General features: G+C 72.5%; 18 protein-coding genes and 1 pseudogene. 9 read left to right on the top strand and 10 right to left on the bottom strand.

The window, feature by feature from the left end; genetic code table 11:
* Window positions 1–19 precede the first annotated feature (19 nt).
* On the bottom strand, window positions 20–2,104 hold the full coding sequence (locus OG741_RS32105) for a phage holin family protein (RefSeq protein WP_405603565.1): 2,085 nt from the start codon (window positions 2,102–2,104) through the stop codon (window positions 20–22).
* A 104-nt stretch (window positions 2,105–2,208) separates the two neighbouring features.
* Window positions 2,209–2,613, bottom strand: coding sequence for a hypothetical protein (locus OG741_RS32100; RefSeq protein WP_405603563.1), 405 nt, complete (start codon window positions 2,611–2,613; stop codon window positions 2,209–2,211).
* Window positions 2,614–2,882: 269 nt separating this feature from the next.
* On the opposite strand from OG741_RS32100, the gene OG741_RS32095 reads away from it, so the two are divergent.
* On the top strand, window positions 2,883–3,647 hold the full coding sequence (locus tag OG741_RS32095) for an MBL fold metallo-hydrolase (protein ID WP_405603562.1): 765 nt from the start codon (window positions 2,883–2,885) through the stop codon (window positions 3,645–3,647).
* Window positions 3,644–4,324 carry a DedA family protein gene (locus OG741_RS32090; RefSeq protein WP_405603561.1) on the top strand — a complete coding sequence of 227 codons (681 nt, stop codon included), beginning with the start codon at window positions 3,644–3,646 and terminating at the stop codon, window positions 4,322–4,324. Before OG741_RS32095 ends, OG741_RS32090 begins: the two co-directional genes overlap by 4 nt.
* Here OG741_RS32090 and OG741_RS32085 read toward each other — a convergent pair.
* Both OG741_RS32085 and OG741_RS32080 read right to left on the bottom strand, forming a co-directional pair.
* Window positions 4,304–5,434: an MBL fold metallo-hydrolase gene (locus tag OG741_RS32085; protein WP_405603559.1), complete on the bottom strand. Its 1,131-nt coding sequence runs from the start codon at window positions 5,432–5,434 to the stop codon at window positions 4,304–4,306. The genes OG741_RS32090 and OG741_RS32085 overlap by 21 nt on opposite strands.
* Before the next feature lie 12 nt (window positions 5,435–5,446).
* Window positions 5,447–6,664 carry an aminotransferase class I/II-fold pyridoxal phosphate-dependent enzyme gene (locus tag OG741_RS32080; protein WP_405603557.1) on the bottom strand — a complete coding sequence of 406 codons (1,218 nt, stop codon included), beginning with the start codon at window positions 6,662–6,664 and terminating at the stop codon, window positions 5,447–5,449.
* Window positions 6,665–6,884: 220 nt separating this feature from the next.
* Between OG741_RS32080 and OG741_RS32075 the strand changes: the two genes are divergently transcribed.
* The 5 genes and pseudogenes from OG741_RS32075 (at window position 6,885) to OG741_RS32055 (ending at window position 10,810) form a co-directional block, all read left to right on the top strand.
* Window positions 6,885–8,399 (top strand): bifunctional phosphatase PAP2/diacylglycerol kinase family protein, encoded by a 1,515-nt coding sequence (locus tag OG741_RS32075; RefSeq protein WP_405603555.1) that lies wholly within the window; start codon window positions 6,885–6,887, stop codon window positions 8,397–8,399.
* A gap of 72 nt (window positions 8,400–8,471) precedes the next feature.
* Window positions 8,472–8,903: pseudogene (locus tag OG741_RS32070) on the top strand (GNAT family N-acetyltransferase); the annotation flags it as partial.
* Window positions 8,904–8,969: 66 nt separating this feature from the next.
* A complete protein-coding gene (locus OG741_RS32065; protein ID WP_405605868.1) occupies window positions 8,970–9,503 on the top strand; it encodes a GNAT family N-acetyltransferase in 534 nt (177 codons plus the stop codon).
* 92 nt (window positions 9,504–9,595) lie between these two features.
* A complete protein-coding gene (locus OG741_RS32060; RefSeq protein ID WP_405603554.1) occupies window positions 9,596–10,405 on the top strand; it encodes a methyltransferase domain-containing protein in 810 nt (269 codons plus the stop codon).
* Between the two features lie 51 nt (window positions 10,406–10,456).
* Window positions 10,457–10,810 carry a VOC family protein gene (locus OG741_RS32055; protein ID WP_266483046.1) on the top strand — a complete coding sequence of 118 codons (354 nt, stop codon included), beginning with the start codon at window positions 10,457–10,459 and terminating at the stop codon, window positions 10,808–10,810.
* A gap of 16 nt (window positions 10,811–10,826) precedes the next feature.
* On the opposite strand, the gene OG741_RS32050 is transcribed toward OG741_RS32055, so the two are convergent.
* Window positions 10,827–12,806: a DUF5107 domain-containing protein gene (locus tag OG741_RS32050; RefSeq protein ID WP_405603553.1), complete on the bottom strand. Its 1,980-nt coding sequence runs from the start codon at window positions 12,804–12,806 to the stop codon at window positions 10,827–10,829.
* Window positions 12,807–12,857: 51 nt separating this feature from the next.
* Entirely contained in the window at window positions 12,858–13,427 is a 570-nt protein-coding gene (locus tag OG741_RS32045; RefSeq protein WP_405603552.1) for a GNAT family N-acetyltransferase, read from the bottom strand.
* A gap of 232 nt (window positions 13,428–13,659) precedes the next feature.
* On the opposite strand from OG741_RS32045, the gene OG741_RS32040 reads away from it, so the two are divergent.
* Both OG741_RS32040 and OG741_RS32035 read left to right on the top strand, forming a co-directional pair.
* The gene (locus OG741_RS32040) at window positions 13,660–14,406 is read left to right on the top strand and encodes a GntR family transcriptional regulator (RefSeq protein ID WP_405603550.1); all 747 of its coding nucleotides are present in this window, start codon (window positions 13,660–13,662) and stop codon (window positions 14,404–14,406) included.
* Between the two features lie 64 nt (window positions 14,407–14,470).
* Entirely contained in the window at window positions 14,471–15,541 is a 1,071-nt protein-coding gene (locus tag OG741_RS32035; RefSeq protein WP_405603548.1) for an adenosine deaminase, read from the top strand.
* Between the two features lie 229 nt (window positions 15,542–15,770).
* On the opposite strand, the gene OG741_RS32030 is transcribed toward OG741_RS32035, so the two are convergent.
* From OG741_RS32030 to OG741_RS32015, 4 genes are read right to left on the bottom strand one after another with little or no spacing between them, the layout of a single operon-like run.
* Window positions 15,771–16,703, bottom strand: coding sequence for an LD-carboxypeptidase (locus tag OG741_RS32030; RefSeq protein WP_405603547.1), 933 nt, complete (start codon window positions 16,701–16,703; stop codon window positions 15,771–15,773).
* Window positions 16,700–18,715, bottom strand: coding sequence for a prolyl oligopeptidase family serine peptidase (locus tag OG741_RS32025; RefSeq protein WP_405603546.1), 2,016 nt, complete (start codon window positions 18,713–18,715; stop codon window positions 16,700–16,702). The genes OG741_RS32030 and OG741_RS32025 overlap by 4 nt, the downstream gene beginning before the upstream one ends.
* An 11-nt stretch (window positions 18,716–18,726) precedes the next feature.
* A complete protein-coding gene (locus OG741_RS32020; RefSeq protein WP_405603545.1) occupies window positions 18,727–20,061 on the bottom strand; it encodes a M20/M25/M40 family metallo-hydrolase in 1,335 nt (444 codons plus the stop codon).
* Window positions 20,054–20,887 (bottom strand): M55 family metallopeptidase, encoded by an 834-nt coding sequence (locus OG741_RS32015; RefSeq protein ID WP_405603544.1) that lies wholly within the window; start codon window positions 20,885–20,887, stop codon window positions 20,054–20,056. The genes OG741_RS32020 and OG741_RS32015 overlap by 8 nt, the downstream gene beginning before the upstream one ends.
* Between the last annotated feature and the right edge of the window lie 75 nt (window positions 20,888–20,962).

Below are 20,962 nucleotides of genomic sequence, written 5' to 3'. Positions count from 1 at the left end.
TCCCGGTTCGCCTGACGTTCTACGGCGTCAACGTATCCGGAGGGAAGGCTTCTGCGGCAGACCCGATCGGCACCTGCGGCCCCTGGGACTCGCGCAGCCAGCGCCGCAGCACGCGGTGCACACGCTCGGCACCGACCACTTCGGCGTCGGGCTCGGCCGGTGCCGACAGGTCGAGTGGCGACAGCAGGAAGGGCTGGGACTGTTCGCCGCCGAGCCCGCCGTGCGAGCCGATCTGTTCCTCGAAGGCGTGCACGGTGCCCGTCTTCGGGTCGTACATCGAGTTGACCATGATGTCGGCGACGTGCGGGAAGGAGTCGGTGCGCCGTACTGCCTCCGCGGCGCCGGTGCCGAAGACACTCAGCGGGCCGTAGTCGGTCAGCCGGCCGACGGGTACCTCTTCGCCGTCGGGGCCGAGGACCAGTGAGCCGTACCGCTCGCTGCGTACCAGCAGGAAGCCGATGCCCGGGTGGCCGGCGAGCGTCCGGAGCAGCGCCGGGTGGCGGCGCTCGATCTGCTCGCGGCTGAGACGCTCCTTCGTGTCGGCGAAGGAGATCAGCGCGAGGTTGCCGGAGGCGAGCACGATCGGGTCGGAGCCCGCCTGCGGATGTTCGTCGGCTCCTTCGGCGCGCTGCCGGTGCAGCGCCATGCGCAGGGCGTCGCCCGCGGCGTCGCGTGCCTCCGCGCCGCTCTTGGAGCGTTCCGCCCGGCGTGAGACGGGCAGTCCGCACCCGGCGCGCACGAGATCCTTGAGGGTGAGTCCGTACCTGCTCTCGAAGGTCTCTCCGGGGCTCTGGCCGTGGTCGGACAGCAGCACGATCCGGTAGTCGCGGGGCGCGTGTTCGGCGACCTTGGCCATCAGCGCGATCGACCGGTCGAGGCGTTCGAGCACCAGCGAGGCGTCCTTGCTGTGCGGCCCGGAGTGGTGGGCCACTTCGTCGTACGCGACGAGGTCGGCGTAGACGGCGGTGCGCCCGGCGAGCATGTCCCCCATCACCGAGGCAACCACCACATCGCGCTCGATGACCGTCGCGAACGCCCGGATGAAGGGGTAGAGCCCGCCGCGCCCCACCCGCGGCCGGTCGCCGCGCAGGCGCGCCCGCGTCGACTGCCCGATCTCACGGGCGACTTCGGCGACGAAGGACAGTGCGGTACGCACGGCATTGGCGGGGTCGGAGAAGTACGCGAAGTAGCCCGCCCTTGAGCGGTTGGCCTTGCCTCGTCTGGCGGCCATGGACAGGACGAGCGCGAGCTGGTCCGCGCCGCCGCTGAAGAGGTTGCCGCGGCTCGCGCCGTCGACGGTGAGCAGTCCGCCGTCGCCGGTGCGCTCGATGGCGCGGCGCTGGAGTTCGGCGGCGCTCGCGGGCCGGTTGCTGACCATGACCCGGCCGCTGTCCTTCTCGTACCAGCGGAAGGCGGGGACGTCGTGGTTGGAGCCGTGCAGGATGCCGAGCTGGCTGGCGCCGGTCTGGCTGGACCAGTCGGTGCGCCAGCGGCTGAGCCGGTGCGTGGTGCCGATCCATCCGGCGACGGTCGGCATGACGCCGTCGTCGGCCGCGTTCCGCAGGACTTCGTAGCCGACCCCGTCGAGCTGCAGGAAGACCGTGCCGGGCGTCCGAAGGGGCCCGCTGTCCTCGCCGCGTCTGCGTCTTCGGCGGTCGGCGAGCCGGGAGAGCCGGCGGCGGTAGGCGTTGTCGTCGCGGACGGCGAGCCCGGTGGAGGTCGCCGACGCGACGGCGGACATCACGGCGGCGACGACGACCGCGGTCTCCGGGTCGGCCGCGCCGCGCCCGTTTGGGATCAGCCAGAGCGCGATCAGCAGCAGCGAGCCGTTGAGGAAGAACACCAACAGGCCGAGCACCAGGGCGGGTACGAGCAGCAGCGCCCGTACGACGACGGGCCAGACCAGCGCGGTCAGCAGACCGAAGGCGCCGGCGCCCCAGGCGGCGGTGACGGCGGTCCTGGTGATGGAGTCCCCGTCGTCGGACTGCAGCTGGAAGTCGGGCAGCAGCCCGGCGAGCGCCAGCATCGTCAGTGTGGACACCGCCCACACCACGATCACCCGCACCAGGGCTGCGCCGGCCGTACGCCATCGCCCTTCGACCACGCCGCTTTCACCTCACCCTTGGATCAGGTCTCCAGCCTGGCACAGGGGCTCGGTTTGTCCGGCGGGGGTGGCCGCGCGGTCATGGGCGGGGCCGGGCGGTGCGGTCAGCAACCGTCGTAACCGGCGGTCGGCATGGAGAGCCTGCGATGCACACTGGCCTTCATCGCCGCGTCGTAGACGGGCTCGTCGAGGTTCGCCGTCTCCAGCGGTACGCCTCTGCGTTCGCACTCGGCGAGGAAGTCCGGCAACGACGTCAGGGCGCGGGCCAGCACCCGCTCGTTGGGGGCGACGAACAGATCCACGCTGCCCGCCCCGACGTCGGCCCACAGGGCGCAGTGGTCGGGGCGCAGCCCGTAGAAGAGGAGCTGCCGGGTGACGACATAGCCCTTGTCGGCGGCCCAGCGGGCACACATCGCGTGCTGGCTGCGGGTGTCCACCAGAAAGGGATCGCTGTCGAGTTCCTCGAGGGGGGTCAGGCTGGCGATGGCCGCCACGCGTAAGCCGTCCATGGACATGGGATCCCCCTGCACTCTCGGTCACTGGCCGATGACCCTACTCCGGGCTCCGGGTCCCGGCATCCAGGTCCTGTCCGGTCGATCAGGCCGGATCAGTGAGCGGGGTCTGGCGTGGTGCATCGCAAGGCGGAGGATGGAGCCCACGCGGAGCGTCGGCGACTGACGACAACGCAGCGAGGTGCCGTGCCAGGGCACGCGAGCCCGGCAAGACCGGCCGGACAGGACCTAGGCTCGGGGCGTACGGGTGCAAGGAGGAGGCGCGCGTGGAGGTCACCTGGTGGGGTCATGCCACCTGCACGGTCGAGGACTCCGGTGTCCGGGTGCTGACCGATCCGCTCTTCGTGCGCCGGCTCGCGCATCTGCGCAGACGGCGCGGTGAGCTGCCGCCCGCGGAGGCGGCGGTCGCCGAGGCGGTCCTGGTGTCGCATCTGCACTCCGACCATCTGCATCTGCCCTCGCTGGCGCGGCTGGCTCCGGGCACCTGGCTGGTGGTGCCGCGCGCCGCGACACGGTCCGTGCCGGGGCTGGCCCGGCTGGGTCTGCGGGTCACCGAGGTGGCGCCGGGTGACGAGGTACGGGTCCGGGACCTGGTGGTGCGGGCTGTGCCCGCGCTGCACGACGGGCGGCGGCTGCCGCTCGGGCCGCACCGTTCACCGGCGCTGGGCTATGTGATCAGCGGCGAGGCGCGTACGTACTTCGCCGGGGACACCGGGCTCTTCGACGCGATGGCCGACGAGGTCGGCCCGGTCGATGTGGCGCTGCTGCCGGTGGGCGGCTGGGGGCCGTTTCTCGGCCACGGGCATCTGGACCCGGGACGGGCGGCGCAGGCGCTGGCCTCGCTGGCGCCGCGCGCGGCCGTGCCCGTGCACTACGGCACGTACTGGCCGATCGGGATGGACGGGATCCGGCCGCACGAGTTCTACGCCCCGGGCGAGGAGTTCGTACGCAAGGCGGCGCGGCTGGCTCCGCAGGTGGCGGTGCACCGGCTGGGGCACGGCGAGCGGGTCAGGCCGGAGGCTGCCCGGTGAGGTCGACGCCCTGGGAGTCGCTCGGGCAGCTGTCCGAGATCGTCGGGAAGCTGCCGCCGGAGTCGACGCAGCAGGCGGTCGGCTACCCGTCGCTGTTTCTGCTCGTGGTGCTGGGTGCGCTGGTGCCGGTGGTGCCGACAGGGGCGGTGGTCAGTTCGGCGGCGGTGGTGGCCTTCCATCAGACGGCCCCGCTGTCGCTGCTGTTCGTGTTTCTGGTGGCGTCGCTCGCGGCGTTCCTCGGCGATGTGACGCTGTACTGGCTCGGCCAGCGCGGGTTCCGCTCGAAGAACGGCTCGCGGTGGCTCGCGGCGCTGAGCGACCGTGCCGCGCCCGACCGGCTCGATCAGGCGCAGCGCAAGCTGGACGAGCGCGGGGTGACGGTCCTGGTGCTCTCCCGGCTGGTGCCGGCCGGGCGGATCCCGGTGATGCTGGCCTGCCTGCTGAGCCGGATGCCGCTGCGCGACTTCGTGCGCGGCGACATCCCCGCATGCCTGGCCTGGGCGGCGACGTATCAGCTGATCGGGATTCTCGGCGGCTCGCTGTTCGACGAGCCGTGGAAGGGCGTGGTGGTGGCGGTGACCCTGACCGTGGTGATCAGCGGGGCGCCGACGCTGTGGCGCCGGGTCCGGCGCGGGTCGCGCCCCGGCTCGGCGGGCTCAACCGGCCAGCAGGCGTGAGCCGCCCACCGGCAAGTCCCACAGCCGGTCCCGCGGCCGGCCGGTGCGCTCCCAGGCGGCGCGGACCCGGCTGAGCGGCTCCAGGACCGGTTCGGCGGAGAGCACGAACGTCGCCCAGTGCATCGGGGCCATATGCCGCGCGCCGAGATCCTCGAAGGCGCGTACCGCCTCTTCGGGGTCGGTGTGGACATCGCTGAGCCACCAGCGCGGGTCGTACGCGCCGATCGGCAGCAGCGCCACATCGAGGTCCGGGTGGCGGCGGCCGATCTCCTTGAACCAGTGGCCGTAGCCGGTGTCACCCGCGAAGTACACGGACTGGCCGAGCCGGTCGGTCAGCACCCAGCCGCCCCAGAGCGAGCGACAGGTGTCCATGAGGGTGCGCTTGGACCAGTGGTGGGCGGGGACGAAGTCGAAGCGGACGCCGCCCAGCTCCGCGCACTCCCACCAGTCCAGTTCGGTCACGCGGGTGAAGCGGCGGCGCCGGAACCAGCGGGCGAGGCCCGCCGGGACGAAGACGGGGGTGTGGCGCGGCAGTCGCTTCACGGTGGGGGCGTCCAGATGGTCGAAGTGGTTGTGGCTGATGACCACCGCGTCGATCGGCGGCAGGTCCTCCCAGCGCACTCCGACGGGCGTGATGCGGGCCGGGGTGCCGAAGATGCGGCGGGACCAGACGGGGTCGGTGAGGACGGTGAGCCCGCCGATGCCGAGCACCCAACTGGCGTGTCCCGCCCAGGTGACGGCGACGGTCGCGGTGTCCACGGCGGGCAGCGGCCCCGGCGCGAAGGGCAGCAGCGGAATGTCGCGCAGCCCGTCGGGGCCGGGGCGCACGGCGCCCTCGGTGGCGAGGCGGGCCATGGCGCGTACGCCGGGCAGGGGCGCGGTGAGCCGGCCGGCGAAGGTCCTCGGCCAGGTGCGGATCTCTCCGAGGGGGCGGGGCCGGGAGCGTACGCCGGGGTGGTTCGGCGGTGCGGGGTGAGGTGGCTGTGCGTGGGCGGTCGCCTGTGCCGAGTCGACTGCGTGTGCGGGGTCGGTCGCCTGTGCCCCGTCGGTGGTGTGTGCCGCGTCGTCTGCCTGGCCCGAGTGCTCCGCCTGCTCCGTCTGTTCCGTCATCCGGGGCTCCGTTCAACGCAGTTCGTCGAAGGCCGTTCCAAGAATGCTCAACGCCTCCGCCACGTGCGGCAATTCCAGAGGTGCCGGTGAGGTGAGTGATTCCTGCCGCTGTTCGGGAGTCGAACCCAGCAGCGGCCCGGTGGCCAGCCGTACGCGCAGCGCCCCCAGCTCGTCGTCGAAGCGGTGCCCGCCGGGAACGGGCGTCCCGATGCGGTCGCTCAGATACTCCTCCAGCTCCATCGAGTCGTTCACCCCCCGATCAGCGAGGCGCGAGCGCAGCGGCCCGAGGTCGGCGTACAGATGGCGGCCCGCCTGCGGCGGCCGGGCCAGGGCCCCGGAGGCGAGCACCGCGCGGTGCACTTCCGCGGCCACGCGCGCGTGCAGGGCGGCCGCCCGCTCGGCCCTTTCGGTGACCGGACCCGGCTCGTCGAGCGCGTGGGTCGCGGCCACCGCGATCGGTTCGGCGACGACCGCGCCCAGCGCGGTGAGGAAGTCGAGGGTCCTGGCCCGCCTGAGCGCTCCCTCGTCGGTGCGGGGGAAGCGGGCGACGGCCACCGGCCAGGATGGGGGCGTGAGCGCTCCGGCCAGATCGCTGATGATGGTCACGTCCTCGGGGCACATCTCCGCGGGGCTGAGCAGCACCGTCTCGTGGGGCCGGTGCAGGGTGTCGCGCCAGGTCTCGTCGCTGATGATGTGCAGCCCCTCACCGACGGCGGCCTCGCACGCCTCGCGCACGGTCTCGGGCGGGGCGACGGTCGCGGTGGGGTCGTCGGCGACGGAGAGCAGCAGCAGCCGGGGCATGCCGCCCTCGGCGCGGACTCTGCGTACGGTCTCGAGCAGGGCGAACGGGTCGGGCACACCGCCGCACTCCGCCGGGGTCGGCACATGGTAGGCGGGCCTGCCGAGCAGCCGGACCTGCGGAGTCCACCAGGCGGGGCACGGACGCGGCATCAGCACATCGCCGTCGTGCGCCCCGATCAGGGCGAGCAGCAGGGGCTGCGCGCCGGAAGCTGCTGCCACCTCCTCGGGCCGTGAGCGCAGCCCGCGCCGCCACCAGTAGCCGCAGGCCGCCTCGCGCAGCTCGGGGCCGCCGCCGGGAGGCTCCCCCACGGCGCGGTCCGACGCGGCCGCGAGCACATCGACGAGCTCGGGCAGCACGGGCAGTCCGGACTCGGGGGCGGGCGGTCCGAAACGGACACGGCCACGGTCTTCCGGTGCCGTCCGCTGCATGTGCCGTCACCTCCGCGTGTCCCCAGGACCGGTCACCGGCCCACGAGCCCTTTATACGGAGGTTTGCGCGAGCTCGCCGTGCGGGATCCCGCGCTGGAGTCGCGATCGGCCGGGCATCGGACGACGGTGCCGGGCGACGGTGACCGGGTGGCGGACCACCGACGTGGGTGAATGGGCCCCCTCCTGCGTGGCGGCGGCGTCCACCGGGTACCCGCGTTCCATGTCAGACGCTCACGCACAGGCTCAAACACAGGGAATGCCGCAGGCCCGCGCCCGGGTCACGGCGCTGCTCGGCGCGTGGGACCGGCAGGTCCACCACGCCATCGCGGCCCGGCACTGGCCGCTCGCGGAGCCGGTGCTGCCTCGGCTGAGCCGCAGCGCCAACCACGGGCTGCTCTGGCTCGGCACGGCCGCCGGGATTGCCGCGCTCGGGCGCGACGCGCGCTCGCGGCGCGCCGCCGTACGGGGCGTGGCGTCTCTCGCGCTCGCCTCCGCCGCCATCAACACCATCGGCAAGCGCTCGGTGCGCAGAGCACGGCCGCTGCTCGACGCGGTGCCCGTGATACGGCAGCTGAAGCGGCAGCCGTTCACGACGTCCTTCCCCTCCGGGCACGCCGCCTCGGCGGCGGCCTTCGCGACCGGCGTGGCACTGGAGTCGAAGAGCTGGGGCGCGATTGTCGCGCCGGTGGCCGCGTCTGTCGCCTTCTCGCGCGTCTACACGGGCGTGCACTATCCGAGCGACGTGCTGGTGGGCGCGGCGCTGGGCGTAGGTGCGGCCTTCGCGCTGCGCGGCGCGGTGCCGACCCGTTCGCAGCTTCCGCCGCCCGGCCCGCCGCATGCCGACGCACCCGCGCTGCGCAACGGCGAGGGCCTGGTCGTCGTGGTCAACCGGCAGGCGGGCTCGGCGGATTCGGCCCGGCTGGTGCATGAACTGCTGCCGCTCGCCGAGATGGTGGAGTGCGCACCCGACGAGCTGGCGGCGGAGCTGGAGAAGGCGGCCGAACACGGCCGGGTGCTGGGGATCCTCGGCGGCGACGGAACCGTCAACCGGGCGGCGACCCTCGCCGCCGCGCGCGGTGTGCCGCTCGCCGTCTTCCCGGGCGGCACACTCAACCACTTCGCGTACGACCTGGGCATCGAAACGGTCCAGGACACCTGCCGTGCCCTCGCGGGCGGCGAGGCCGTCCGCGTCGACCTGGGGCGCTTCACCCCGGGACCCGGCGGCGGCGCCGAACCGGGCCACTTTCTCAACACCTTCAGCCTGGGCGTCTATCCGGAGCTGGTGCGCATCCGTGAGCGCTGGTCGCCGCGTATCGGCGGCTGGCCGGCCGGGGTGCTCGCGGCGGCACGGGTGCTGCGCGGCGAACACCCGCTGGAGGCCGAGGTTCAGGGCCGCCGCCGCCCCATGTGGATGCTGTTCGCCGGCAACGGCATCTACCAGCCGGTGGGCCCGACGCCCGGAAACCGCCAGTATCTGGCCGACGGCCTGCTGGATGTGCGCGTGGTGCACGGCGGTCGCTGGCCGGGGCTGCGGCTGCTGGCCGCGGCGCTCGCCGGCCCGCTGAGCCGCTCGCCGGTGCACGCGGCGCAGAAGCTGCACCAGCTGCGTATCTCCGGGCTCGCGCCGGGCACGCCGCTGGCATACGACGGTGAAGTGACCGCGGCGCCACGGGAGTTGGTGGTGGACAAGCAGGTCGAGGCGCTGACCGTCTACCGCCCGCAGGCCCTGCTCTGAAGTCCGTCCACTCGCGGGACTCGCGCGGAAACCGGATCGACGGGCTCGGCCCGCGTCCCGCACCATGAGCACATGCAGATCCGCCGCGCGCAGACGCATGACGCACCGGGGATCGCCGCGGTCCACGTACGGTCCTGGCAGGCGGCGTTCTCCGGTGTCGTGCCTCAGGAGCATCTCGATTCGCTCGATCCCGCGCGTGAGGCGCTGACCTGGACGGGACGGCTCACCCAGCCCCGAAGGCCCGCCGCCGGTGTGCTGGTCGCCGAGACCCTTGAGGGGATCGTCGCCTTCGCCTCGTACGCACCGGGCCGCACCGCGGGCACCGCGGAGATCGGCATGCTGTACGCGCTGCCGGAGGTGTGGGGCTCCGGAGTCGGCTCAAGCCTGCTGGCGGCCGTCGTCGACGAGCTCACGGAGGCGGGCTGCACCCGGGCCACGCTGTGGGTGCTGGAGGCCAATGACCGGGCCCGCCGGTTCTACGAGGCATCGGGCTGGCGCCAGGACGGCGCCGTCGAGGTGGACACGAGCTCCGGCCTCCCGCTGATCAAGCTGCGCTACCGGCGCCCGCTGCTGCCACGCCTCGCCTCCGAGCTCATCCGCAGCGAACGGCTGGTGCTGCTGCCGCTCGCCGTCGAGCACGCGGACGAGATGGCGAAGGCCCTGGCCGATCCGTCCCTGCACACGTTCGTCGGCGGCGCGCCGGACACGGTCGAAGCCCTGCGTTCGCGGTACGCCCGCATGCTGGCGGGTGCGCCCGATCCCGCCGTGTCCTGGTGCAACTGGGTCATCAGCCTCCGGGCCGAGTCCCGTCTCGCGGGCACTGTCCAGGCGACGGTGCGCCCCTCGGGACACGGCCGCACGGCCGAGGTCGCCTGGGTGGTCGGCACGCCCTGGCAGGGCCGGGGTGTCGCCACCGAGGCGGCACGCGCGCTCGTCGGCTGGCTCGCGGACCGGTCGGTGCACACGGCCGTCGCCCATGTGCACCCGCACCATCTCGCATCGGCGGCGGTCGCCACAGCGGCCGGCCTGAAGCCGACCGACCGAGTGCGGGACGGCGAGGTGCGCTGGCAGGCGGACCTCGCCATGAGCCCTCGGCATTCCTGACGCAGCCCATCCCACATAACAAGACATGGGTCTCGTCATACGGGACAGCGGCGTACGGTTGCCGTACCCGCTTCCGGAGAAGGAGTTCGGCCATGCCGAAGGAGACCGCCGTCTACACCCATGGGCACCACGAGTCGGTGCTGCGTTCTCACCGCTGGCGGACGGCCGCGAACTCCGCCGCGTATCTCATCGGTGAACTCCGGCCGGGTATGGACGTGTTGGACGTGGGCTGCGGTCCGGGCACCATCACGGCCGACTTGGCCGAGCTGGTGGCGCCCGGCCGGGTGACAGCCGTCGACGCCGCCGAGGACGTACTGGTCCAGGCGCGCGAGACCGCCGCCGGACGGGGCCTCGACAACATCCGCTTCGAGATCGCCGATGTCCACGCACTGGACCACCCCGACGACTCCTTCGATGTCGTCCACGCCCATCAGGTGTTGCAGCATGTCGGCGATCCGGTGCAGGCGCTGCGCGAGATGCGGCGGGTCTGCCGCCCCGGCGGCATCGTCGCGGCGCGCGACAGCGACTACGGCGCGTTCACCTGGTTCCCCGAGCTCCCCGCGCTCGACGACTGGCAGGGGCTGTACCGGCGCGTCGCCCGCGCGAACGGCGGCGAGCCCGACGCCGGCCGCCGGCTGTTGTCCTGGGCCCGGGCGGCAGGCTTCACCGAAATCACCGCGTCCGCCGCGGCCTGGTGTTTCGCAGGGCCCGACGAGCGCGCCTGGTGGAGTGGCCTGTGGGCGGACCGTACGACCGCGTCGGTGTACGCGCGGCTCGCCGTCGACGGCGGGCATGCGACAGCGGAGCAACTGGCGGCGGTCTCCGACGGCTGGCGGGAATGGGGCCGCCTGGACGACGCCTGGTTCATGGTTCCGCACGGCGAAGTCCTCTGCCGGGTATGACAATCCGGCAATCGATTTCGCCGCCCGCCGCCGCGAACTACGCTCGCTCGTATGGAGATCCTCGGAACCACGCTTCGCATCTGCGTCGACGACCTGGAGGCCGCGGCTGCCTTCTACGAGCGGCTCACCGGAGCCACGCCCCTGCGTTTCGAGCGCGGCGGGGTCTCGGTGGCGGCCGTCGGCTGCTTCCTGCTGATGAGCGGTCCGGAGTCGGAGCTGGAGGTGCTGCGCAAGGTGACGGCGACGATCGCGGTGAAGGACGTGGACGAGGCGTACGCCACGCTCTCCGAGACCGGCGCGAGGGTCGTCGCGGGTCCGGTGCCGACCCCGGTGGGCCGCAATCTGATCGCCGTGCACCCGGACGGCGCGGTGTTCGAGTACGTCGACCGCAAGGCCGCCGAATGACCTGCGGTCGCCGCCCTCAGCCGCCTGCCGGGCGCATCCGGTAGTCGTACGCCTCGGGCAGCGGCTCGTCGGTGATCCGGGACCACACGTCTTCGAGGATCTCCGCGCCCTCCCGCAGGTCCGCCACCTCGAAGCCCGCGTCGAAAATCGCGCGCGCCTCGTCCTTGCGGCCCTCGGCGGTGAGGAGTTGGGCTTCGGCGAGCCGGAAGCGGCCGCGCTGCTGGACCGCCGGACGCAGCCGGTCCCAGACCGCGCGGGCCTCCGTGGTGCGGCGGGCGGCGAGCAGCGCGGCGATCGCCTCGCGGCCGAGCGCTGCCGTCGCCGACGTCCACGTCGCGCCGTCGTCGCGGCGCTCCTGGCACAGGTCGTCGAAGGCTTCGGCGTAGCGGTCGGCGGCGCGCGTCGTCTGGCGGCCTTCCAGGTCGGCGACCGCGAGGCAGCGCAGCAACGGCCAGCGGGAGGGGGCGAGTCTGAGGCCGCGTTCCCAGCTGCGTACGGCCTGGGCGAGGTCGCCCGCGTGCCACTGGGCGACACCGAGGTGGTACTCGGTCAGCGGTTCGGCGGGCGCGGTCTCCAGCATGTCGCGCCAGTGCGGTGCCACGAGCGAGGGGCCGGGCGGTACGACCCTGCGGGGCGCCGGGAAGACGCCGGTCCTCAGCAACTCCCGCCAGGGCGCCTGCTCTTCGCCGAGCGTCGACTCGTCGAAGGGCGTGCCGGGCAGTTTGTGTCCGCCGCGCAGCACCTCCAGGGCTCCCCAGCCCGATCCGGTGGCGAGCCGCTCGCCCGGTTCGGTGTCCGCGCAGGGCCGCCACGCCTCGTACGCGGCGTCCACCGCCTCCCGTGGCAGAGCCTGCGACAGCCGGTTCTCCACCTCGGCGCGCGCCGCGTTCCAGTCCTCGCCGTGGACGGCCGCGGGGTCGGCGGCGAGCGGTCCGTACGACTCCAGCCAGCTGAACTCCCCGCCCCCGTCGAGGCGTACATGCTCCAGCTGGGTGCGCGCGAGCCCCGCCTGGATCTCCGCGTAACCCGCCGTGCCGGGCTCGGTCAGCCACTGCTGCCAGCGCCGTCCGCCGCGCCCCGAGCCCCAGAGGAAGAGCTTGCGGCCGCGCAGCGCGTCGGTCGAGGTCTGGACGAGGCCGTGGCCGTCCGCGTCCAGCGAGGCGATCCACTTGCGGGCCTCGGCGGGCACCTCGTAGAAGTAGTCGGCGGGATACTCGCTGCGCAGGGGGTACGTACGGTCCGCGCTCCGGAATTCGGGCACGGGCACCCGGCGCAGGCTGCGCTCGTATCCGAAGTGCCAGGCTTCGTCGGCGGGTGCGAGCACCCGGGTCGTCTCGTGCTCCTCGACGGCGATGTTGGACCACCAGTAGACGGGCGCGGGCCGCTCGTGAGGATTACGGATCCGCACGCCGACATGGAGGAAGTCGGAGCCGTCGGGCAGCCACAGATCGACCTGGAAGGGCAGATCGCGCAGCCTCTCCCACTCCCAGAGCCTGACCATCTCGCCCCCGTCGGGCGCGGGCACGACGGCGGCGTGCAGCGGTGCGCAGGACAGCGTGGTGTGGCCGGTGGCGCCGATGTTCCACTCGATGCCGCCGGAGTACCAGGCGCCGTTGAGCGCGAAGTCGGCGGGCTGGAACACGGGGTTGCGGTAGAGGAGTTCACGCCCGGTCGGCTTGTGGTGCAGCGAGTGGATGCGGCCGCCGAGGCCCGGCAGCACCGTCGCCCGCAGCCGCTCGTTCTCGATCACGATCGCGTCGAGCGGGGTCTCGGTACGGCGGCGGCCGTACCCGTCGAGCACCCGCACCGGCAGCAGCGTGCGCAGTGGCTCGTACCCGATCTGCCGTGCCATCTCGCGCGGCAGATCCTGCTTGGAACGCTCGTCGACGGCGTGCATCTCGTCGAGCGGACGCAGTGCGGGCAGCGGATTCGGCGGCCCCACGGGGGCGGCCGGCAGGGTCAGTACGGTACGCCGCACGGTTGTCATGGCGACCATCGAACACGGAGGTCGCCGCCCTGACCAGGGGCTCCGCAGGTCAGACTTCGGTCAGGCTTCGGCAAAGTCAGCGGTGAGCATCTCGCTGGTGATCGCCCAGCGTTCGTGGTCGCGCCAGGCGCCGTCGATGAAGAGGAAGGCGGGCGAGAAGCCCTCCAGGCGGAAGCCCGCACCGCGCACGAGCCCGATGGAAGCCGCGTTCAGCGGCTGGATATTGGCCTCGAGTCGGTGCAGTCCCATGACGCCGAAGGCGTGTCGCACGACCAGGCCGAGGCCCTCGCCCATCAGGCCGCGGCCGACGGCGTGTGCGAAGGCGCCATAGCCGATCGCCCCGGAGCGGAAGCCGCCCGCGACGATGTTGTTGATGTTGATGAAGCCCGCGATCCCGCCGGACTCCCGCTCGCAGACGAGGAATCCGGCCTTGGTCGGGTCCTCGATGAGCTTCTGCGCGTACATGGCGTAGGTCTCGGCCGTGGCGGGCGGGAAGAGCCAGGGCCGGTGGTGTTCCGTACTCCGGCGCACCAGCTCGGTGAATTCCTCGCCGTCCTCGTACGTGTAGGGGCGGATGCCGACCCGTGGGCCCGTGGTGAGGTACGGGGAGGCGGAGGAGGTCTCGGCCATCACGCCAGCCTAATCGGGTCCTGCTCCCATGAGGGCGGCGGAGTGGGCCGTACGGGTGAGGCGAATCGATCTTGTCTGACAAGTAAGCCCGATACGGAGAGGGACCTACAGGCGCATGACGCGGCTGTGACGTCCACGGAACCGCGAGAGCGCAGCTCGCCCACGCTTCGTTGAACATTGCCACGCCGCCGCGGCTCGCATAGCTTGCTGACAAGTGAGCCGAGGAGGGTCAGTGGCAGTCAGCGGGCAGCAGCGGAGGCCGGTCGTCGTTCTGTACGAGCGGATCGCGGACGCCATCCACGAAGGCACCTATCCGCCCGGCTCAACCCTGCCGTCCGAGCCCCGGCTCGCGGCCGAGCTGGGGGTCAGCAGACCGGCCCTGCGCGAAGCCCTGCTGCTGCTCCAGGAGGACGGGCTGCTCTCGGTACGCCGAGGAGTGGGCCGGACCGTCAACGACCGCCCGCCGCGGCGCGGTTACGAGCACATCCAGCCGCTCGAAGATCTGCTGTCCACCGGCTCACCGCTGCGGGTGCGGCCACTGCTTCGTGCCGTGGAGGAGCCCACCGACTTCACCACCCAGCATCTGCTCGCCCCGGCCGGGGCGGAGCTGCGGTTCTGGGAGTCGCTGCTGGCCGGGGAGGGCACGGCGGCGGCACTGAGCCACGAGTGGGCGGCCGCCGAGGAGGTCCTGGACCTGGTGCATCCGGCCTTCGCCGATGCGCTGCGGGCCGCGCCCGCCCCGGCCGGCTCGATGCTCGCCGTGCTCGTCGGGGCATCCCGCGGGGTGACGCTGACGGGGCACAGCGGGGTGAGCGCGACGCTGCTCGGACAGCGGCGCGGCGAGCAGCTCGGCCGGGCGGCCGAGACTCCTGCGGTGCTGGTCACCCAGGTGGTGCGGGTCGACGACACCCCGATCCTGGCGGCCAAGCACATGCTGCCGACCGGGGCGCCCGCCCTGCCCGTCGTCCAGTCGAACTGAGGGTGGCCGAGCGCGGGAGACGCCCGTCACGGCACCGTCCCGGGACGTGCCGTACACTCCCGGGATGCACTTGTCTGACATCCTCCGCGCACCCAAGGCGGTCCTCCACGACCACCTGGACGGCGGTCTGCGCCCCGCCACGATCATCGAGCTGGCCCGGGAGTGCGGCTACCGCGAGCTGCCCACCGAGGACCCGGCCGAGCTGGCGGTCTGGTTCCGCGACGCCGCGGACTCCGGCTCCCTGGAGCGCTATCTGGAGACCTTCGCCCACACCTGCGCGGTGATGCAGACCCGCGAGGCGCTGGAGCGCATCGCGGCGGAGTGCGCCGAGGACCTGGCGGCGGACGGGGTCGTGTACGCGGAGGTGCGCTACGCCCCCGAGCAGCACCTGGAGCGCGGCCTGACCCTCGACGAGGTCGTCGACGCGGTCAACGCCGGCTTCCGCGAGGGCGAACGCCGCAGCGGCGGCCGGATCACGGTCCGCGCCCTGCTCACCGGCATGCGGCACACCGAACGCTCCCTGGAAATAGCCGAGTTGACGGTCGCCCACCGCGAGCGCGGGGTGGCCGGCTTCGACATCGCGGGCGGCGAGATCGGCAACCCGCCGTCCCGGCATCTGCCCGCCTTCCAGCATCTGAAGCGGCACAACTGTCACTTCACGATCCACGCGGGCGAGGCGGTCGGCGCCGAGTCCATCCACGAGGCGGTGCAGATCTGCGGCGCCGAGCGGATCGGCCACGGCGTCCGCATCACCGACGACATCACGGTGCACGACGACGGCACCGCGGACCTGGGCCACCTGGCCGCGTACGTACGCGACAACCGCATCGCTCTGGAGGTCTGCCCGACCTCCAACCTCCAGACGGGCGCCGCCAAGGACTACGCGACGCACCCCATCGACCTGCTGCGCCGCCTCGGCTTCCGGATCACGCTGAACACGGACAACCGGCTGGTCTCCGGCACCACGATGAGCCAGGAGTTCCGGCACATGGTGGACGCGTTCGGCTACGGGCCCGAGGTCTTCGAGGAGTTCACCGTGGCGGCGGTCGAGTCGGCGTTCCTGCCGCTGCCGGAGCGGCGGCGCCTGATCGACGAGGTGATCCGTCCCGGGTACGCGGCGCTGTCGGCGCGCTAGTCCGCGTGGCGCCTGCGGCGGGGCTTGTCCCCTACCCGCCCTCCCCCAGACTCCGTCCGGGGGGACCCCCAACCTCCCCGTATGCGACCTTCGGCCGCATGTCCTCAAACGGCGGACGGGCTGAATAATTCAGCCCCGCCGGCGTTTGAGGCGCGGGGTCTGGGGCGGAGCCCCAGTTCGGGAAGGGGCGGGTAGGGGAACAGGCCCGCCGCATGCGCACCCCGCACCCTCACCGCAGCGCCGGCTCGTCCAGCGTCAGTGTGCGCGCCTCCGCGTCCAGCACCGCTGCCACCCCGAACGGCATCGTCAGCGCCGGCGCCCCGTGCCCGAAGCCCAGCTTCTCGACGACCGGCGCGCCCAGGCCGCCGAGCCGGTCGAGCAGCACCGCCCGTACCTCCTCGTACGGACCGCACTCCTCCCACGATCCGAGCGCGACGCCCGCGACGCCCTCCAGCCATCCGGAGCGCAGCAGTTGGGTGAGGATCCGGTCGAGCCGGTAGTCCTCCTCGCCCACGTCCTCGATCAGCAGCAGACCGCCGCGGGCCGACGGCCGGGCGTGCGGGGTGCCGAGTTCCGCCGCGAGCAGGCTCACACAGCCGCCGAGGGTGACGCCCCGGGCCCGGCCGGGGACCATGGTGCGGGCCGTTTCCAGGCCCAGGGTGCGTACCGACTCGGGCTCGAAGAGCGTGGCGCGCAGCGACTCCCGGGTGCGTTCGTCCTTGAGGAAGGTGAGCGCGCCCGCCATCGGCCCGTGCAGTGTGGCCAGGCCCGCCCGGACGGCGAAGGCCTCATGGAGTGCGGTGACATCGCTGTAGCCGATGAAGATCTTGGGACCGGCCGCGCGCATCGCACTCCAGTCGAGCAGGTCGACCAGGCGCTGCGCGCCGTATCCGCCGCGTGCGCAGATCACCGCCGAGACCGAGGGATCGCACCATGCCCGGGTCAGATCACGGGCGCGGGCCTCGTCGGTCCCGGCGAGATACGGGAGCCGCGGGTGCCGGTCCCGGACGTGTGGCATCACGACGGGATCCAGGTCCCAGCCGCGCAGGATCTCCAGGCCCGCTTCGAGCCGGTCGTCGGGGACGGGACCGCTGGTGGACACGACGGCGACCTTGGCCCCGGGCCTCAGTCGCTCCGGCCGGGTCAGGGGCTTGAGGGTCACTTCTTCAGCTCCAGCAGCGGGACGTCGGGGCGGACGATGCGGAAGGTCTGGGCGTAGAGGGACAGTTCGGACTCGAGCGCGCGGACCATGGTGTCCGCCCGGCGGAAGCCGTGGCCCTCGCCCTCGAAGGCGATGTACGCGTGCGGGATGCCGCGGCCGGCCATCTGCGCCAGGAAACGCTCGCTCTGCACCGGAGGGCAGATCACGTCGTCGAGCCCCTGGAGCAGTAGGAACGGCACGCCGATGCGGTCGGTGTGCTGGAGCGGCGAGCGCTCGCGGTAGCGGCTGGGCACCTCGTCGGGCGGGCCGATCAGCGACTCCAGATACCGCGACTCGAAGTCGTGGGTCTCGCCGTCCGCCCAGCTCACCAGGTCCAGAACCGGATAGATGATGGTGCCGCAGGCATAGATGCCGGTGGTGGCGAGCGAGGCCGCGGTGGTCCAGCCGCCGGCGCTGCCGCCGCGGATGGCCAGGCGCGCTGGATCCGCCGTTCCCTCGGCGGCCAGGGTCTCGGCGACGGCCGCGCAGTCCTCGACGTCGACGACGCCCCACTGCTCGCGCAGCCGTTCGCGATACTCGCGGCCGTACCCGGTGGAGCCGCCGTAGTTGACCACGGCGACGCCGATGCCGCGCGAGGTGAAGTAGGCGATCTCCAGATTGAGGACGAGCGGTACATGACCGGTGGGGCCGCCGTGCGCCGCCACCACGAAGGGCGGCAGTTCGTCGTCGGGAGCGATCCGGTCGGGGCTGTGGGGCGGGTAGATGTGGGCGTGGATCTCGCGGTTGTCGGGGCCGGTGAAGGTGCGGATCTGGGGCTCCGGGTAGTACACCGGGTCCACCGGGTCGTCGTGCGCCGAGCCGATGACCCGGGTCCGGCCGGTGCGGGTGTCGAGCTCCACGACCTCGTACGCGCTGCGCGGGCTGGCCGCGACTCCGATGACCCGGTCTCCGTGCACGGCGAGGGTGGACGCCCACTCGGTCCAGGGCCCCGCGGCGTCGACGAGCTCACCGGTATCCGGGTCGAGCAGACCGAGGACGGTGGTGCCCTTGCCGTGGATGACGGCGATCAGTCCGTTCTCCAGCGGGTGGAACCACTTGAGGCCGATCTTCCACAGCGGCCCGCCGAACTCCTCCCCGCGGCCGGGGCACAGGCCGGTGCCCGGGACGAAGCCCGGCCCCGCGCCCGGCTCGAGCGCGTCCGGCCGGACCCTGTGCAGCTCCCACCAGTTGCTCACGTCGGAGACGAAGAGGAGCGAGCCGTCCGGGGCCCAGTCGACCTGGCACACCGATTCGTCCGTGTCCCCGACGACCGGCCGGACCCCGCCGAAGGGACCGTCCTCGCTCACCTCGCCGAGCATGACGACGGTGGCGTCCCAGGGCATCTGCGGATGGTCCCAGGCGATCCAGGCGGCGTGCCGCCCGTCCGGTGAGAGCCGCGGCCCGGTGACGAAGCGGTGCCGGTCGTCGCAGAGTTCCCGTACCGCCCCCCGGTCCATTGCCGCGGAGCCGTCCAGGGGTACGGCCGCGATCACCCGGCGTACGTCGGTGGGGCCCTCGCCGGTGAACTCCTCCAGCACGCACCAGACTTCACCCCGCTCCGGGAGAAGCTGGGGGTCGGCCCAGCGCAGTCCGCCGCCGACCGGGGACAGGGGGGTGAGCGGGCGCGGGGCGGCCTCCGGTGCGTCCGGCTCGTACGCGTACAGCCGCTGGTCGGGGAAGTGCACGAAGACGACGAGGGGCCCACCGTCGGCGCGCCGGGCCCCCGCCCAGGGGTGACCGCCGTACTCGATGACCCTGCTGCGTACATTCCACGGGGCGGGGAGCACCGACTCCTCCGCGCCGTCGGCCCGTCGGCGCATCAGAGCACGTCTGCCGCCCTCGGTGGGGCGCGGCGCGGTCCACCACACCTCGTCGCCGATCATGCCGAGGAACTCAGGGCGCCCGTCGTGCGAGGCGGCGAGTGCCGCGTCGATCGGCGACGGCCAGGTTCCGTAGGCTCCCGTGGGTACCATGACCGACTCCCCTATGCGGACCGCAGATAGTGGTCGAGGACCTTGACCCCGAAGTGCAGCGCCTCGACCGGGACGCGCTCGTCGACCCCGTGGAACATGGCCGCGTAGTCGAAGCCGACGGGGAGCTTCAGCGGCGAGAATCCGTACCCGGTGATGCCGAGGCGGGAGAACTGCTTGGCGTCGGTGCCGCCCGGTGTGCAGTACGGCACGACATGGCCGTCCGGGTCGAAGAGTTCGACGGCCGCGCGCATCTTGGCGTACGCCGGGGAGTCGAGGGGTGACTGCAGGGCCACCTCGCGGTGGTGGAACTCCCAGTCGACGTCCGGACCGGTCAGCCGGTCGAGGGTGTCCTTGAACTCGTCCTCGCCGCCGGGCAGCATCCGCCCGTCGACATACGCGGTCGCGTGTCCCGGGATCACATTGAGCTTGTAACCGGCTTCGAGCATCGTCGGGTTGGCGCTGTTGCGGACGGTGGGCTCGACCAGGGCGGCGGCCCGGCCTAGCTTGGCGATCAGCGCGTCGGCGTCGAAGCCGTCCGCCTCGACATCGACGTCGATGCCGTGCAGCCGGGCGAGCTCGGCCAGCGCGGCCCGTACGGTCGGGGTGAGCCGCAGCGGCCACTCGTACTCGCCGATCCGCGTGATGGCCGCGGCCAGCCGGGTCACCGCGTTGGCGCGGTTGATCTTGGAGCCGTGTCCGGCCGTGCCGTGCGCGGTGAGCTTGAGCCATGCCGTGCCGCGCTCACCGGCGCCGATCGGGTAGAGCGTCATCCCGGGTCCGGCGTGGAAGCTGAAGGCCCCGGATTCGCTGATTCCTTCCGTACACCCCTCGAAGAGGCCGGGGTGGTGGTCGGCGAGGAAGCCCGAGCCGTCGATGGCGCTGGCCTCCTCGTCGGCGGTGTACGCGATCACGATGTCGCGCCGGGGCCTGATTCCGGCCCGCGCCCAGGCCCGGACGACCGCGAGGATCATCGCGTCCATGTTCTTCATGTCGACCGCGCCGCGGCCCCATACGACGCCGTCGCGGATCTCCCCGGAGAAGGGGTGCACGGCCCAGTCGGCGGGTTCGGCGGGCACCACGTCCAGATGGCCGTGGACGAGCAGGGCGTCGGCAGAGGGGTCGGTTCCCTCGATCCGGGCCACGACGTTGGTGCGCCCCGGGGTGCGTTCCAGCAGGGTGGGCTCAAGTCCGGCACCGGCGAGGCGCTCGGCGGCGTACTCGGCGGCTGGCCGCTCCTGGCAGTCGCCGCCGCCTTTGTTGGTGGTGTCGATCCGGATCAGCTCGGAGGTGAAGGTAACCACCTCGTCGAGCGCTTGACAGTCGATGGGCGTTGTCACGTCAGCCATACTGCTCCTCCACTGCCGCCGATACGATCGTCGTGACCGCTTTAAAGGTACGAATGCCCTCAAACATCGTCTCGCTGGTGTACGCGACCCTGCGCTCACCGCTGCCCGCGACTCCCGGCACGACGGTGGCCGCGGCCGCGAGGTGTTCCGCGTCGAACTCCAGATCCACGGTGAACGGGCCGCCGCGCACCGGCTCGTGGCGCCCGGCCAGGGCCGTCGCCTCCTTGGCCGCCGCGCGGATGTCGGACGCGGTCCGGCCGGGCGTGCGGCACACCGCCGCATAGCGGGACACGTAGTCCTTCACGGCGACCTTCCGGGCTTCCGGCGCGTAACCGTCGGCGTCCACGCAGGTCAGATCGTCTCCGGTGACGAGCACCACCGGTACGCCGTACTCGGCGACCACATGCGCGTTGAGCAGCCCCTCGCTCGCGCGCATGCCGTTCAGCCACACGCCCGTGATCGAGTTGGCGAGATAGGTGTGCGCGAGCACACCTTCGGTGCCCGCGCCCGTGTGGTACCCGACGAAGGCGATGGCGTCCACGTCGCCGTGCTGCACACCCTCGACCATCGACAGCGACTTGTGCTTGCCGGTGAGCATCTCGACCCGGTCGTCCAGCCGCTCCAGCAGCAGATTGCGCATGGACCAGTGCGCTTCGTTGATGAGCACGTCGTCGGCGCCACCGTCGTAGAAACCGAGTGCCGCGGCGTTCACGTCCGAGGTGAACATGGCCCGGCAGCGCTCCCACTGGGGCGTGCCGGGCAACACGTCGGCAGGCCAGGTCACACCGGTGGCGCCTTCCATGTCGGCGCTGATGAGGATCTTCACGGCATCACGGTACGCGTCGTTCAACAACCCGGCCAGGACTGATGGACGTGCCAGTGGTCCGGTCTACGGAGGCCT

Origin of the sequence: Streptomyces sp. NBC_01410 (genome assembly GCF_045040195.1) — a bacterium.
Taxonomy (GTDB): domain Bacteria; phylum Actinomycetota; class Actinomycetes; order Streptomycetales; family Streptomycetaceae; genus Streptomyces.
Note: the sequence above shows the minus strand (reverse complement) of the source record. Positions and strands in the feature narration are given on the sequence as shown.